The following is a 14,895-nucleotide window of genomic DNA, read 5'->3' on the forward strand; positions in this document are numbered from 1 at the left end:
TGCGAATTTCACAGACTAATCGTATCAACACAGATTTGCTAATCTGCAGCCAATGCAACGATGATGCTCAGGAGAACCCAATGAATACAACAGTTCTGAATAACGGTGTTGAGATGCCCCTGCTCGGATTTGGCGTTTATCAAATGACCGATGCCAGCGAATGTGAGCAAGCCGTACGGGATGCCATTGATACAGGATATCGCCTGATTGATACCGCTGCCTCCTACCAGAATGAAACTCAGGTCGGCAACGCACTTAAGCAAAGCGGAGTCCCCCGCGAGGCGCTTTTTGTGACTACCAAACTGTGGTTACAGGATACCAACTATGCAGGCGCAAAGGCGCAATTCGCACGTTCTCTGCAACGGCTTCAACTGGATTATATTGACCTTTATTTGATTCATCAGCCCTATGGCGATGTACACGGTGCCTGGCGTGCGATGGAAGAATTATATGAAGAAGGGAAAATCCGCGCGATTGGCGTGAGTAACTTTCATCCGGATCGTCTGGCGGATTTAATCGCTTTCAATCGCATTATCCCAGCCGTTAACCAAATTGAGGTGAATCCTTTTCATCAGCAGCCGCATGCAGTAGCCTGGATGCAGAGCCGGAATATTCAACCGCAAGCCTGGGCACCGTTCGCTGAAGGACGCAATGACCTGTTTCAGAACCCAGTCTTATCGGCTATTGGTGAAAAATATGGCAAAAGCGTTGGTCAAGTCGTGCTGCGCTGGATTTATCAACGTGGGATTATTTCGCTGGCGAAAACCGTGCGTAAAGCGCGGATGGCCGAGAATATTCAGGTGCTGGACTTTGCCCTAACGGCGGAAGAGATGACGCAAATTGCCGCGATGGACAGCGGAACCAGCGCGTTCTTCTCGCATCGCGATCCGGCTCGTGTGGAATGGATCACCCAGCGTAAACTGGATGTTTAAAAAAACGGCCTCCGCAGAGGCCGTCTTACTTTTACTGGCAATTACAGCGCTTTCAGGATCGCATCCACGCTAGCTTTGGCATCACCAAACAGCATATGGGTGTTATCTTTAAAGAACAGCGGGTTCTGCACACCTGCATAGCCGGTGTTCATCGAACGTTTGAACACGATGACGTTCTGCGCTTTCCACACTTCCAGTACCGGCATGCCGGCGATTGGGCTGCGCGGGTCATCCTGCGCCGCCGGGTTTACCGTGTCGTTGGCACCAATAACCAGTACGGTATCGGTATCGGCGAAATCATCGTTGATCTCATCCATTTCCAGCACGATGTCATAAGGTACTTTGGCTTCCGCCAGCAGCACGTTCATATGACCTGGCAAGCGCCCTGCTACCGGGTGAATACCAAAACGCACTTTGATGCCGCGCGCGCGCAGTTTCTCAGTGATTTCCGCGACCGGATACTGTGCCTGAGCCACTGCCATGCCGTAGCCCGGGGTGATGATCACGGAGTGCGAGTTCTTCAGCATTTCTGCTGTGTCTTCCGCAGTAATCTCACGATGTTCACCCACTTCTTCATCAGACCCGGTAGAAGAACCGTCAGAACCAAAGCCACCCGCAATAACGCTGAAGAATGAACGGTTCATCGCCTTACACATAATGTAAGACAGGATCGCACCAGAAGAACCGACCAGAGCACCGGTAACGATCAGCAGATCGTTGCTCAGCATGAAGCCCGCTGCCGCCGCCGCCCATCCTGAATAGGAGTTAAGCATTGACACGACAACCGGCATATCCGCACCGCCGATGGAGGCCACCAGATGCCAGCCAAAGGCCAGTGCAATAATGGTCATCACCAACAGTGCCAGAACCTGCAGGCCCACGCTTTCGGTACGAACAAACACCACCAGCAGCAGGAAAGAAACAACCAGCGCCGCCAGGTTCATTTTGTGACGATTCGGCAGCATCAGCGGTTTAGAGGAGATCTTGCCGCGCAGTTTGCCAAAGGCCACCACAGAACCGGTAAAGGTTACCGCACCGATGAAGATACCCAGGAACACTTCCGTCAGGTGAATGTTCACCAGAATCGGCTCCAGGCCCGTATCGTGATACAGGTAGCTGTTGAAACCAACCAGTACCGCAGCCAGACCGACGAAGCTGTGCAGAATTGCCACCAGCTCCGGCATCTCGGTCATTTCGACTTTCTTCGCCAGACGAATACCAATCGCGCCGCCGATGATCATCGCTACCAGGATCCACGCAACGTTGCCGGTATCCGGACCAAAAATCGTAGCAATCAGCGCAATCGCCATCCCGGCGATACCGTAGTTGTTACCCTGCTGAGAGGTTTCGTGTTTCGAAAGCCCCGCCAGACTAAAAATAAACAGGATCGCGGCAACAATGTATGCAGCTGTAACTAATCCTCCAGACATATGTTACCCCTTAGTTTTTCCGGAACATTTTCAGCATGCGCTGAGTCACGGTGAAGCCACCGAAAATATTAATGCTGGCAATAAGTACCGCGATAAAGCTCAGGAAACTCACCCAGCCACCCTGGCCAATTTGCAATAACGCCCCAACCACGATAATCCCCGAGATGGCGTTAGTCACAGACATCAGCGGAGTATGCAACGCATGTGACACATTCCAGACCACGTAGTAACCCACCACGCAGGAAAGCGCGAACACCGTAAAGTGACCAAGGAACTCTTTCGGCGCGACGTCGGCGAGCCAGCCAAACAAAATCACTACCAGCGCCATCAGCGCATATTTGCGCCACGGAGAGACAGGTTTTTTCTCTTCTTTCGGCGCAGGTGCGGCTTTTGGCGCTGCCTGCGGCTGAGCAGAAACCTGGATCGGCGGCGCAGGCCAGGTGATTTCACCCTCGCGAACCACCGTGACACCACGCACAACCACGTCGTCAAAATCGACTGTGATATTGCCGTCTTTCTCTTTGCACAACAGTTTGAGCAGGTTGACGAGGTTTGTACCGTACAGCTGGGAAGATTGCGTTGGCAAACGGCCAGGCAGATCGGTATAGCCGATAACCTTCACCCCGTTCTCGGTGGTGGTCACCTGGTTAGGCACGGTATATTCGCAGTTACCGCCGTTTTGCGCGGCAAGATCGACAATTACGCTGCCCGCTTTCATCGAATCGACCATTTCACGGGTGATCAGTTTCGGAGCCGGTTTGCCCGGAATCAGCGCAGTGGTAACGATAATGTCGACGTCTTTCGCCTGCGCGGCGAAGAGTTCCATTTCGGCTTTGATGAACGCTTCGGACATCACTTTGGCATAGCCATCGCCGCTGCCCGCTTCTTCTTTAAAGTCCAGTTCAAGGAACTCTGCGCCCATACTCTGCACCTGTTCCTTCACTTCCGGACGGGTATCAAAAGCACGCACGATAGCGCCCAGGCTGTTTGCCGCACCGATCGCCGCAAGACCAGCCACCCCCGCACCAATCACCATGACCTTGGCAGGTGGAACCTTGCCTGCGGCGGTGATCTGGCCGGTGAAGAAGCGACCGAATTCATGTGCAGCTTCAACAATAGCGCGATACCCGGCGATGTTCGCCATCGAGCTTAAGGCATCCAGCGACTGTGCGCGCGAAATACGCGGCACGGAGTCCATCGCCATAACGGTCACGTTGCGCTCTGCAAGTTTTTGCAGCAGCTCAGGGTTTTGCGCGGGCCAAAGAAAACTCACCAGCGTCGTGCCCGGATTAAGTAACGGAATTTCCGCCTCCTCCGGCGCATTGACCTTCAGGATAATCTCTGACTGCCAGACTGCATTTTCATCAACAATTTCTGCGCCTGCTTGTACAAACGCCTTATCGTCAAAACTCGCCAGTTGACCTGCACCGCTTTCAACCACGACGCTGAAACCCAGTTTAAGCAGCTGCTCAACCGTCTTCGGCGTGGCTGCAACGCGGGTTTCATTGGTTAACCGTTCTCTTGGTATGCCAATTCGCATAATGTTCCCTTCCATCTGTAATTATGATGATGGTTTATCAATGTTCGCACGAGGCATGCGCGCACTCTCGAGAGAGGTCAGTGTTACCTCAATAAAATAAAACAGTAACAAACTCTGTATAACCTACTGAAAATGACGCCTGTGATCTAGCGCCAAAAAACAGTATTTATTATGAAATTCGCGAAATAGAGATGAATCGAACCTCAGACAGATAAAATGCCCTAAAAATAGCCCACAAAGGCTGATAATTCGCTCAAGCGAAGCGGCAAAACATGATTACCTACCTGTCAAAAACAATTGATTAACATTAAATTAACTTATGAAATTCAACTGCTTTATCAGTTTTGGTCACCAAACGCCGAAATTTTCGGCATATCACAAAATGTTATCGCTGTTGTTACCTAACGTGACACGATGAGTGAAAAATGACGCAGACACTGACACAATTTAAATGCAATAATCAGCGACGTTTCTAGTCAATAACAATACCAGTACCTGGTTTGCGCAAGGCGAAGGATTATTTTTATGAAGCTTAAGAACACTCTCCTGGCGTCCGCACTAATTTCTGCGACTGCTTTTTCTGTAAATGCAGCGACAGAATTGACGCCGGAGCAAGCGGCTGCCCTGAAACCCTATGACCGCATTGTGGTCACCGGTCGTTTTAATGCTATCGGTGATGCGGTTGCTGCCGTTTCGCGCCGTGCAGATAAAGACGGTGCAGCCTCCTTTTATGTTGTTGATACTTCAGATTTTGGCAGCGGCGGTAACTGGCGCGTTGTTGCTGACGTCTATAAAGCTGACGCTGAAAAAGCAGAAGCGTCAAAAAACCGTGTCATTAACGGCGTTATGGAATTGCCTAAAGATCAGGCCGTTCTGATTGAACCTTACGATACCGTTACGGTACAGGGTTTCTACCGTAGCCAGCCTGAAGTAAACGATGCCATCACCAAAGCTGCGAGAGAGAAAGGTGCATATTCCTTCTATATCGTGCGCCAGGTCGATGCCAACCAGGGCGGCAACCAGCGTATTACCGCATTCATCTATAAAGCTGATGCGAAAAAACGCGTTGTGCAAAGCCCTGATGCGATCCCAGCTGATTCTGATGCCGGACGCGCCGCATTAGCAGCAGGTGGCGAAGCCGCGAAGAAAGTTGAGATCCCAGGCGTTGCGACTACCGCTTCTCCGAGTGCTGAAGTCGGTCGCTTCTTCGAAACGCAATCCACCAAAGGCGGACGTTACACTGTCACGCTACCGGATGGAACCAAAGTTGAAGAACTGAACAAAGCGACCGCCGCCATGATGGTACCGTTCGACAGCATCAAGTTCACCGGTAACTACGGCAACATGACGGAAGTTTCTTATCAGGTAGCAAAACGCGCTGCGAAGAAAGGCGCGAAGTACTATCACATTACCCGCCAGTGGTCAGAACGTGGTAACAACGTGACGATCAGCGCCGATCTGTATAAGTAATCCCTAATGCATTATCAGGTCTACAGTCCTTGTAGACCTGATAATTTCGCGCAGTTCTGTTCCCAGACCAAACAAAAACAGCAGTATTAAGACAACTTTTCACACTATTAGTCACAAATCTCTCTATCCCCATTGCATGCGTTCTCTTCTCTCCGTAAAATCCCGCGCCTTAGTGGCTTTCACCATTTTTATGCGGTTTGCCAAAATAATTATTCTCTCACTCTCGTTTTTGTCACTGGATACAAATGGAAAAGAAATTGGGTCTGAGCGCACTGACCGCGCTGGTTTTAAGCTCAATGCTCGGCGCTGGCGTTTTCAGCCTGCCACAAAATATGGCGGCAGTAGCCAGCCCGGCTGCATTACTGATTGGTTGGGCGATTACCGGTGCGGGTATTCTTTTGCTCGCCTTTGCCATGCTGATCCTGACGCGTATCCGTCCTGAACTGGACGGCGGCATCTTCACCTATGCACGTGAAGGTTTCGGTGAGTTGATTGGCTTCTGCTCCGCGTGGGGATACTGGCTGTGCGCTGTTATCGCTAACGTTTCGTATCTGGTCATTGTCTTCTCTGCGCTCAGTTTCTTTACCGACACACCGGAATTACGTCTGTTCGGCGACGGTAATACCTGGCAGTCGATTGTCGGCGCATCGGTATTGTTATGGATAGTCCATTTTCTGGTGCTGCGGGGAGTACAAACCGCGGCCAGCATTAACCTGGTTGCTACTCTGGCAAAACTACTGCCGCTAGGCCTGTTTATCGTGCTGGCGTTCATGCTGTTCAAGCTCGACACCTTTACTCTCGATTTTACCGGCGTCGCGTTGGGCGTGCCTGTCTGGGAGCAGGTCAAAAATACCATGCTCATCACCCTGTGGGTTTTCATCGGTGTGGAAGGCGCGGTGGTGGTATCTGCCCGCGCCAGAAATAAACGCGATGTAGGTCGCGCCACGCTGTTGGCTGTACTCGCCGCACTGGGCGTTTACCTGTTAGTCACCCTGCTATCTCTCGGCGTTGTCGCGCGGCCAGAACTGGCGGAGATCCGCAATCCATCAATGGCCGGTCTGATGGTTAAAATGATGGGGCCATGGGGCGAAATTATTATTGCTGCGGGTCTGATTGTTTCCGTGTGCGGGGCCTATTTAAGCTGGACGATTATGGCGGCGGAAGTGCCGTTCCTCGCCTCCACGCACAAAGCGTTTCCGCGTATTTTTGCGCGACAGAATGCACAGGGTGCGCCATCGGCATCGCTGTGGCTAACCAACATCTGTGTACAAATCTGCCTTGTGCTAATCTGGCTCACAGGCTCAGACTACAATACGTTACTGACTATCGCCTCAGAGATGATTCTGGTGCCCTATTTGCTGGTCGGCGCATTTCTGTTAAAAATTGCCACCCGTCCAATTCATAAGGCTGTCGGTATCGGCGCGAGTATTTATGGCATATGGTTATTGTATGCGTCAGGTCCGATGCATCTGTTGCTGTCTGTGGTGTTGTATGCGCCAGGGCTGTTGGTCTTCCTTTATGCCCGTAAAACGCACACGCATGAAAACGTATTAAAACGCCAGGAAATGGCGCTGATCGGCCTGCTGCTTGTTGCTGCTGTGCCGGCTACCTGGATGCTGATGGGGTAACGTTATACCCATCGTTCGCGACATATGGAGATTACGATGGGTAAAAAAAACCCTTTGCCAATTCTTATCACCGGAGGTGGTCGTCGTATCGGCCTCGCCGTCGCATGGCACTTTCTGAATCAAAAACAGCCAGTTATTGTCAGCTACCGTACTCACTATCCTGCCATTGACGGCCTGCGAGAAGCAGGGGCGATTTGTATCCCGGCTGACTTTTCCACGGATGAAGGTGTGCTGGCCTTTGCTGATGAGGTCAAAGCACAGACGGATGGCTTGCGCGCCATTGTGCATAATGCCAGCGCCTGGGTAGCCGAAAAACCCGGCACACCGCTTAGCGAAGTACTGTCACGCATGATGCAGATCCACGTCAATACGCCCTACCTGCTCAACCACGCGCTGGAAGGATTGCTACGCGGTCATGGGCACGCTGCCAGCGACATCATCCATTTCACGGATTATGTTGTGGAGCGCGGCAGCGACAAGCACATTGCTTATGCTGCCAGCAAAGCGGCACTGGACAATATGACCCGCTCGTTCTCGCGCAAACTGGCACCGGAAGTGAAAGTGAACGCGATTGCCCCCTCACTTATCCTGTTTAACGAGGGTGACGATGCAGAGTATCGCCAGCAGGCACTGAACAAATCACTGATGAAAACTGCGCCTGGTGAAAAAGAGGTCATAGATTTAATTGACTACCTACTAACCAGTTGTTTTGTCACCGGACGTAGTTTTGCCCTTGATGGCGGGCGTCATCTGCGTTAGTGCAGTTTGATCCAACAAAAGATCAGCAACCACGCGCTCAGGCTCCAGCACACTACTGCACCGCCGAGCGCGACGGGTAAGCGCATAAACCCGGTGAAATACCACAGTGAAACAAGGTAGACAAAATAGGGAATAATCGACCACATACTGAATACAATGGTTGTACGTAACGCCTCGATCCCACGCTCACTGGCCACGATGTAGTGGGCAATCAACGCAAACGTCGGGAACAGTGGAATTAATCCAGCAATATAGTAATTCTTTGTTTTCGCCAGCAAGCCAATCAACACCACCACCAGCGCACCAAGCGCCGCTTTTATAACGAGTCCCATCACTCTGCCTTAACACATCAATAACATCAGCCTCTAGCATAACGGAAGCGTTCTTGTTTAGAAAAGATTAATGGAAGGAAAAACCGGGGCGGTGTATGTTGGCGTTTTATATTCAAAATGAATGATATGAACACCATCGTATTTGTTGAAGATGATCCCGAAGTTGGCTCACTGATTGCAGCCTATCTGGCCCGGCATGATATTGAGGTTATCCTTGAACCTCGTGGTGATTTGGCCGAGGAGAAAATCCTGCACGTTCAACCCGATCTGGTGTTATTAGATATCATGCTGCCGGGCAAAGACGGGATGACTATCTGCCGCGATTTACGCGGGCGCTGGCAAGGCCCGATTGTCCTGCTCACCTCGCTGGACAGCGACATGAACCATATCCTTGCGCTGGAAATGGGCGCCTGTGACTACATCCTGAAGACAACGCCGCCAGCTGTGCTGCTGGCTCGCCTGCGCCTGCACCTGCGCCAGAATGAACACTCAGCACAGTCTAAAGGCATTCAGGCGGCAACCATCACACCGCACACAACGCTGCGCTTTGGCACACTCGCAATCGATCCCACCAACCGCTCCGTGCTGCTCGGCGGCGAGCAAATCTCTCTTTCCACCGCTGATTTTGAATTACTGTGGGAGTTGGCAACCCATGCCGGGCAGATTATGGACCGTGATGCGTTGCTAAAGAACCTGCGTGGCGTAAGTTATGACGGTATGGATCGCAGCGTCGATGTCGCGATTTCCCGCTTACGCAAAAAACTTCTCGATAACGCGACTGAACCCTATCGAATCAAAACGGTACGCAACAAAGGTTATCTGTTCGCACCGCACGCCTGGGACGACTAGCCGCAGAAGTAATGCCACCGGGCCGATCTCATTGGTCGGCTGGATTATTCGCAATACGTTACACTGTCACGTGCAATCGTCTACAGAACAGGCATATAAACGCCATCCGAAGCCGTTCCACACTTTTTGTGTGGCTGTAGCCCTCCCCCCTCCCTATAATCCGTCGCGGTCCTGAACCCTTATGGTTCATAGGTTTTTTTCGCACTAACAAAACTCTTTCCGGCATTTCAGGTGCTGAATGAGGCAAGAGGCTACAATATGTTCGTAACGCTTGCGTATATCGCGTTCTTTTTGGTTTGTTCATGGGCAATTTTTAGAATCAACCAAAAAAGTCACTCTCTTTCAAAAAGCGTCTTCATCGCTATTTTTATGGGTGCCGTTATCGGCTTATCCCTGCATCTCATTGCTGCTGACGAAAGTAAAACAGTTATCGACTGGTATAATGTTATCGGCAACGGTTATGTTAATTTACTGAAACTGGTTGCGGTTCCGCTGATTTTCATCTCTATTCTCTCAGCCATTAATAAGCTCGAAAACAGCGCTGGCATTGGGAAAATGTCGTTAACCATTGTCGGATGCATGCTCTGTCTGGTAATGATTGCCGGTTTTATTGGGCTGTTGACTGCGCATGTATTAGGTCTGGACGCCAGTGCGTTTGTTCATATGCAGTCCACACTGACTGCAGACGATGTGAGTAAAACTGCCGCCATTTCACTACCTAAACTGGTTACATCTCTGATCCCCACGAATATCTTCCTCGACCTAACAGGAGCCAGAAGCGTTTCCGTCATTGGCATTGTTATCTTCACCCTGCTTGCCGGCGTGGCATTATTAAAGGTCAAACAAGACGCCCCGCAAGAAGGTGAAAAATTAAGTGCTGGTATTAACGCTATCCAGATTTGGGTGATGAAAATGGTGCGCATCGTTATTGCCCTCACCCCTTATGGTGTGATGGCATTAATGGCAGGCGTATTTTCCGCATATCGATTTGAACAATTTGCCAGTTTGTTAGGCTTTATTGCTGCCTGTTACCTTGCGATTCTGATGATGTTTATCGTCCACGCACTGATACTGGTTCTGAGCGGAAATAATCCCGTTCACTATTTTAAAACTGTCTGGCCAGTATTAACTTTTGCATTTGTTTCACGCAGCAGTGCAGCATCTATTCCACTGGCTATTTCCGCACAGGAAAAATTTGGCGTGCAAAACACCATTGCTAATATTGCGGCTTCATTCGGCTCCAGCATGGGGCAAAACGGCTGCGCCGGGATCTACCCGGCTATTATGGTGGCGATGATTGCTCCAACAATTGGGATTGATCCGCTATCAGTACATTTTTTGCTCGCCATGCTACCTGCGATTGCGCTGGGTTCTATTGGGGTGGCGGGTGTAGGCGGTGGCGGAACATTTGCTGCACTGATCGTCCTTTCAACGCTGAACTTCCCGGTCGCGCTGGTGGGGATTTTCATTGCTATCGAGCCTGTCGTCGATATGGCCAGAACGGCATTAAACGTGAACGGTTCGATGATGTCTGGCGTGCTGGCTAACCGGATCCTGAAAAAGAGTACTGAAAAACCACAACCCGTGAACGCGAATTAGTCAGTCTTAAAAAGATCAAAGCCTTCCTGTTCCTGGAAGGCTTTCTTTTGTGTCAACTAAACGTCAGTCCGTCGTATTTTTTCCAACGGTAGTTTACGGCGGAGATAATCCAGCAGCCGATAAAGACGCCAATAATCGCAAACCCGACATTCCCCATATGGTCACTCAAATTGCTGACGGTATCCCACAAACCACCCTGGAGCGAAAACGCGTCAGAGAGAAGTCCCAGCGCCTCCAGCCCGCCAATAAATAGAGCAACAATCACGGAAGTCCCGGTAATGGTCATATTGTAATAGAGCTTGCGTTGCGGCTTATTGAACGCCCAGCCGTAGGCCTCAACCATCAGAATACTGTCGAGACAATCAATTAACGCCATACCGCAGGTAAACAGCGCCGGGAACACGAGAATTGACCAAACCGACATGCCACTGGACGCGCTTGAAGCAGAAATTCCCAGCAAAGAAATTTCAGTGGCGGTATCAAAACCCAGACCAAACAGAAAACCGACAAAATACATATGCCAGTCTTTACCTACCAGCCGAAACGCTGAGCGGAAAAGCCAGTTTAGAGGGCCTGAAACCGTAATATCTTCCGTGGCGCCATCGTAAGCACCGGTGCGTTTAAGATGGCGGAATGCCTTCCAGACCTGGCAGAAAATAATGAGATTAATGGTAGCCAGAATCAGCAAAAATACGGCAGAGACCGTAGTTCCTATCAGACCGCCGACATTCTGAAACCATGCCATATGTTGCTTAAACACGCTGGTGGTCAGTGCAATGCCAATGCTTGCCAGTACCACAATGGTGGAGTGCCCCAAAGAAAACCAGGCTCCCGTCGTCAGGGCGCGTTTTTTCTGCTGCATAAGTTTACGCGTAGCGCTGTCTATCGCGGCGATATGATCGGCATCTACGGCATGGCGCAAACCATAGCACCACGCAATCAGACTCAGTGCCAGTAATGACGTGTTGTTGCCAAACGCGGTGAAAGCCCATAGCCACGCCACAATGTTTGCCCCGATGAGTAAGACCATCAACAAAACAATATTCGGGCGTTTTTTAAATAATGAAAACAATGCGTTCATTGTTTCCCGCCGATTACATTTGAGCTAAACAACACACCACACCACCGTTCACTGATTAATTAATATAACGTTTATCAGGCTAATGATAACTCTTAAGAATTACTAACCCAGTGTCGTAGATCAAAGTTGATTACCACCTGAAGCAAGTTCCGCCATCGCTAGCTCCGCAATACGCAGAGGTACCGTTGCGCTGTCGCCCTCTTGCAGAAACCAGACGGACGACAACCCGCACCAAGCAACAATCCACATCAGTAAACGCTGCCGTTCAATTCTGGCGATTTCAGACACAATGTTGACTCGTTGCGTGAATCTTTCCGGCTCAATGGCGACAGGTCTGGTGGGCTCGGCAAGATCGGGGTTAGTAAAAATATTGGCGTAATCAAAGCCACGCTCGCCCAGCAGTCCTTTGGGATCGATAGCCAGCCATCCTCTCGTTCCAAAATCAAGAATATTGCCGTGGTGTAGATCGCCATGTAATACGACTTCATCATGGGGTGAAGATAGCAGTACGTTTGCCACCGCAGCACAACGCGTCAGGATACCGCCATGCTTTTTCGCGGCAGGAGCCAGATCGCGAAACCAATGGTGCAGAGGTGTTAACGCAGGCGTAGACGCATTTCGGGTGTGATGGAGTCTACTGGCAGCATGGCAAATAATGCGACAGGCCTGCGCATCGTTGCCAGTCCAGGACATGTCCGCTAAAGACTCTGTCCCTGTCGCACGTTCCAGCAGAATCGCCCCTGCTGCATGAGCAAGTACTTTCGCTGCGCCATTTCCGTTCCACCAGACCATGAGTTCACAGCCGATCCGTTCACTGTCATCGCCGGTGATCTTTAGTATGGCTTTCTGCCCGTCCTTGACCACCACCACAGGCAAAAGCTGCGATGTGTGCGTTTCAAACGGTTCACCATCTGGAGTGAGCCCCCAACGGTTGAGCCAGGTGTTGAACAGACGATTTTCCAAACAATATCCTCATTTTTCTCTGGAAGATGGTAATCAACAAGATCCGTGTCGGCATTATTCCTGTTTTCTTTTGGTTGAGCCACAACCCCCACTTCCATCATCACTGACTTATCGGGTAGAGCACTAACAGGCACATCCTTGTGTATCTGTGTGCCATGCTGACTGTGTTCGGTATATGAGGAGGACACGATGATCACGTTATGCAAAACCTGTGGAACATCCTATGAGGTAGCTGGCGCCCATCCGGAACATTGCGATATCTGCCTGGATGAACGTCAATATGTCCCCACAAGCGGGCAGAAATGGATCGATTTTGGCACCCTGTGTGCATCACATACAAATAAGTGGAAGCAACACGACAGTACTCTCCTCAGCATCCGCACCGTTCCTGATTTTGCAATTGATCAGCGCGCGTTTCTTGTGCGCACCCCAGAAGGAAATATTCTGTGGGACTGCATTGCCACGCTCGACGATGCCACAAAAACGCTAATAACGTCCCTTGGCGGCCTTAAGGCTATCGCGATTTCGCATCCTCATTACTACACCACCATGCAGGACTGGGCTGCGGAATTTAACGCGCCGATTTACCTTCATGCCAGCGACAGAAGGTGGGTAATGCGCGACAGCCCGTGGATTAGATTCTGGGATGGCGACACCATTGAGTTAACCCGTGACGTCAAGGTGATACGTCTCGGCGGGCACTTTGCTGGCGGCTGCGTCCTGCACTGGGCGCGTGACGAAGGCGTCGTGCTTTCTGGCGACATCGTTCAAGTTACACCAGGTGCCCATGCAGTCTCATTTATGTGGAGCTACCCCAATATGCTACCGTTGCCAGCCGCCACCGTCAGCGACATCATCCAACGCCTGAGAACAGTGAAATTTAAGCAACTTTACGGCGCATTTGAAGGAAAAAATATTACGCAAAATGCCGATGAAATTGTGCGCCGTTCAGGTGAAAAATATATTTCCTGCCTCAAATAAACCGGCAGTTTATTCACCAACCATGCTCAGGAAGGTAAAAATGGATAGAACTTATAAATCACGCCCATCACAGAAATACTCACTATCACACTGATAATGAAGTAGGTTTTGAAAGGCTGCTTTTGTGTTTTATGGCGAAAGATTTGTTGACCCGCTATCGCGCCGCCCCACCCGCCCACAACGCCAAACACCAGCAATGTGGATTCCGGCACTCTGCGCCAGTCCTTACGTGCCGCCATTTTGTCCACGCCGTATAACAGCAGCGTCAAAACGTTGGCGAGTAGAAACCATATAACAAGAGGATAAGCGGTGAAAATGCAGCCGACCGCTGCGAAAATGAGTAGCGAATAACAACAGCGATTGAGATTCATATTTTCAGTCACAGCGCTTTTCAGGAAGTATCGACACGCATTATACGCAAGGTCAGTCATCCCTGCCACGGGTGAGAATATCCCTTTTATTATTATGCCTATATCCCCAAAGATAGCGCAAATTCTCTGGTCTGCGGCGTACCTAACAATTCAAACAAGAGAGCCGTTTTCATTATTCAAAACAAATGGTAATTTATTAAACCCAAATGGAGAAATTGTTCTGGAGTCACAAGGATGAGAAAATACTCATATCCATATTTGTTTATTGTTACCGTCTCATCTCTCGGCGCAATTTTTCTCTTTTATTGGTGGAGGGTAACGATATACAGAGCGACATTTCTCTACCCGCTCACATCCAAATACCTCATGCTTATTTCTCTGGCAGTGTCATTGTTAATTACCTTATTTCTGGTAGGTAATGGGATAATGAAAAAAAGTCCCTTCCAAACTTATCTAAAATTATTTGGTGGTATCAGCATTGCCATGGTGCTGTTTTCAGTGATCATGGTTATGGCGATAACCTGGTTCATTCCGGGTGTCCCCTCGTCCTATACCACCACATACGTCTATGCTACAGGAAGTTCGAAAAGCTGTTCGGGGGCTGATGTTGACGATCCAGACCTTGGGACTAATATCAGAATTTGCTATCCCGAAGGTAACTACGAATATAACAACACCATCTACGTTGAGAAACGAAGTAACCTTTTAGGTGCGGTCGTGACGTACGCCAGAACAACCCCATCCCGATTTTGATTAACTTACAGCATAGAAAGCAATGCGTGATCCAGCGAAAGGTCATTCTGCGCCCGTAGGGGCCATAAGAATGCAGAAAAGAGATATACAGTGTACTCTGCGTGGACAAGCACGCCGGATGGTGATCGGAGAACCTTTCTGAACCCACGCATCGGCGGATACTGCTGTGCCCACTTTTCCCCTGAGGGACACGTGCACTCGCTAACT

General features: G+C 50.2%; 14 protein-coding genes. 8 read left to right on the forward strand and 6 right to left on the reverse strand.

What is annotated here, in order from left to right:
* Positions 1-80: 80 nt before the first annotated feature.
* Positions 81-932, forward strand: coding sequence for an aldo/keto reductase (locus IB222_RS12195; protein WP_063941566.1), 852 nt, complete (start codon positions 81-83; stop codon positions 930-932).
* Positions 933-973: 41 nt separating this feature from the next.
* Here the strand turns inward: IB222_RS12195 and pntB are convergent, their stop codons facing one another.
* Both pntB and pntA read right to left on the reverse strand, forming a co-directional pair.
* Positions 974-2,362: a Re/Si-specific NAD(P)(+) transhydrogenase subunit beta gene (pntB, locus tag IB222_RS12200; RefSeq protein ID WP_003832859.1), complete on the reverse strand. Its 1,389-nt coding sequence runs from the start codon at positions 2,360-2,362 to the stop codon at positions 974-976.
* 10 nt (positions 2,363-2,372) lie between these two features.
* Positions 2,373-3,902, reverse strand: coding sequence for a Re/Si-specific NAD(P)(+) transhydrogenase subunit alpha (gene pntA, locus IB222_RS12205; RefSeq protein ID WP_148362004.1), 1,530 nt, complete (start codon positions 3,900-3,902; stop codon positions 2,373-2,375).
* 525 nt (positions 3,903-4,427) lie between these two features.
* On the opposite strand from pntA, the gene ydgH reads away from it, so the two are divergent.
* The 3 genes from ydgH (at position 4,428) to folM (ending at position 7,759) form a co-directional block, all read left to right on the forward strand.
* Entirely contained in the window at positions 4,428-5,372 is a 945-nt protein-coding gene (ydgH, locus tag IB222_RS12210) for a DUF1471 family protein YdgH (RefSeq protein WP_148362005.1), read from the forward strand.
* Between the two features lie 245 nt (positions 5,373-5,617).
* Complete coding sequence (locus tag IB222_RS12215; RefSeq protein WP_126957135.1) at positions 5,618-7,000, forward strand: amino acid permease; 1,383 nt, start codon at positions 5,618-5,620, stop codon at positions 6,998-7,000.
* Between the two features lie 36 nt (positions 7,001-7,036).
* Positions 7,037-7,759 (forward strand): dihydromonapterin reductase, encoded by a 723-nt coding sequence (gene folM / locus IB222_RS12220; protein ID WP_126318172.1) that lies wholly within the window; start codon positions 7,037-7,039, stop codon positions 7,757-7,759.
* On the opposite strand, the gene IB222_RS12225 is transcribed toward folM, so the two are convergent.
* Positions 7,756-8,091: a GlpM family protein gene (locus IB222_RS12225; protein ID WP_003832844.1), complete on the reverse strand. Its 336-nt coding sequence runs from the start codon at positions 8,089-8,091 to the stop codon at positions 7,756-7,758. The genes folM and IB222_RS12225 overlap by 4 nt on opposite strands.
* A gap of 117 nt (positions 8,092-8,208) precedes the next feature.
* On the opposite strand from IB222_RS12225, the gene rstA reads away from it, so the two are divergent.
* Together rstA and IB222_RS12235 are read left to right on the forward strand one after the other, a co-directional pair.
* The gene (gene rstA, locus IB222_RS12230) at positions 8,209-8,940 is read left to right on the forward strand and encodes a two-component system response regulator RstA (RefSeq protein ID WP_126318176.1); all 732 of its coding nucleotides are present in this window, start codon (positions 8,209-8,211) and stop codon (positions 8,938-8,940) included.
* A gap of 258 nt (positions 8,941-9,198) precedes the next feature.
* Positions 9,199-10,539 carry an L-cystine transporter gene (locus IB222_RS12235; RefSeq protein WP_063941562.1) on the forward strand — a complete coding sequence of 447 codons (1,341 nt, stop codon included), beginning with the start codon at positions 9,199-9,201 and terminating at the stop codon, positions 10,537-10,539.
* Between the two features lie 52 nt (positions 10,540-10,591).
* On the opposite strand, the gene IB222_RS12240 is transcribed toward IB222_RS12235, so the two are convergent.
* Positions 10,592-11,620, reverse strand: a complete 1,029-nt coding sequence (locus IB222_RS12240; protein WP_149280911.1) for a HoxN/HupN/NixA family nickel/cobalt transporter — start codon at positions 11,618-11,620, stop codon at positions 10,592-10,594.
* A 120-nt stretch (positions 11,621-11,740) separates the two neighbouring features.
* Positions 11,741-12,583 (reverse strand): aminoglycoside phosphotransferase family protein, encoded by an 843-nt coding sequence (locus IB222_RS12245; protein ID WP_148362007.1) that lies wholly within the window; start codon positions 12,581-12,583, stop codon positions 11,741-11,743.
* Between the two features lie 189 nt (positions 12,584-12,772).
* Between IB222_RS12245 and IB222_RS12250 the strand changes: the two genes are divergently transcribed.
* Complete coding sequence (locus tag IB222_RS12250) at positions 12,773-13,564, forward strand: MBL fold metallo-hydrolase (RefSeq protein WP_148362008.1); 792 nt, start codon at positions 12,773-12,775, stop codon at positions 13,562-13,564.
* Between the two features lie 26 nt (positions 13,565-13,590).
* Here the strand turns inward: IB222_RS12250 and IB222_RS12255 are convergent, their stop codons facing one another.
* Complete coding sequence (locus IB222_RS12255) at positions 13,591-13,935, reverse strand: DUF1294 domain-containing protein (protein WP_032934568.1); 345 nt, start codon at positions 13,933-13,935, stop codon at positions 13,591-13,593.
* Between the two features lie 234 nt (positions 13,936-14,169).
* On the opposite strand from IB222_RS12255, the gene IB222_RS12260 reads away from it, so the two are divergent.
* Positions 14,170-14,688 (forward strand): hypothetical protein, encoded by a 519-nt coding sequence (locus IB222_RS12260; protein WP_148362009.1) that lies wholly within the window; start codon positions 14,170-14,172, stop codon positions 14,686-14,688.
* The last annotated feature ends 207 nt before the right edge of the window (positions 14,689-14,895 follow it).

This window comes from Citrobacter sp. C13, from assembly GCF_014596815.2.
In the GTDB taxonomy this organism is placed as follows: Bacteria; Pseudomonadota; Gammaproteobacteria; order Enterobacterales; family Enterobacteriaceae; genus Citrobacter; species Citrobacter portucalensis.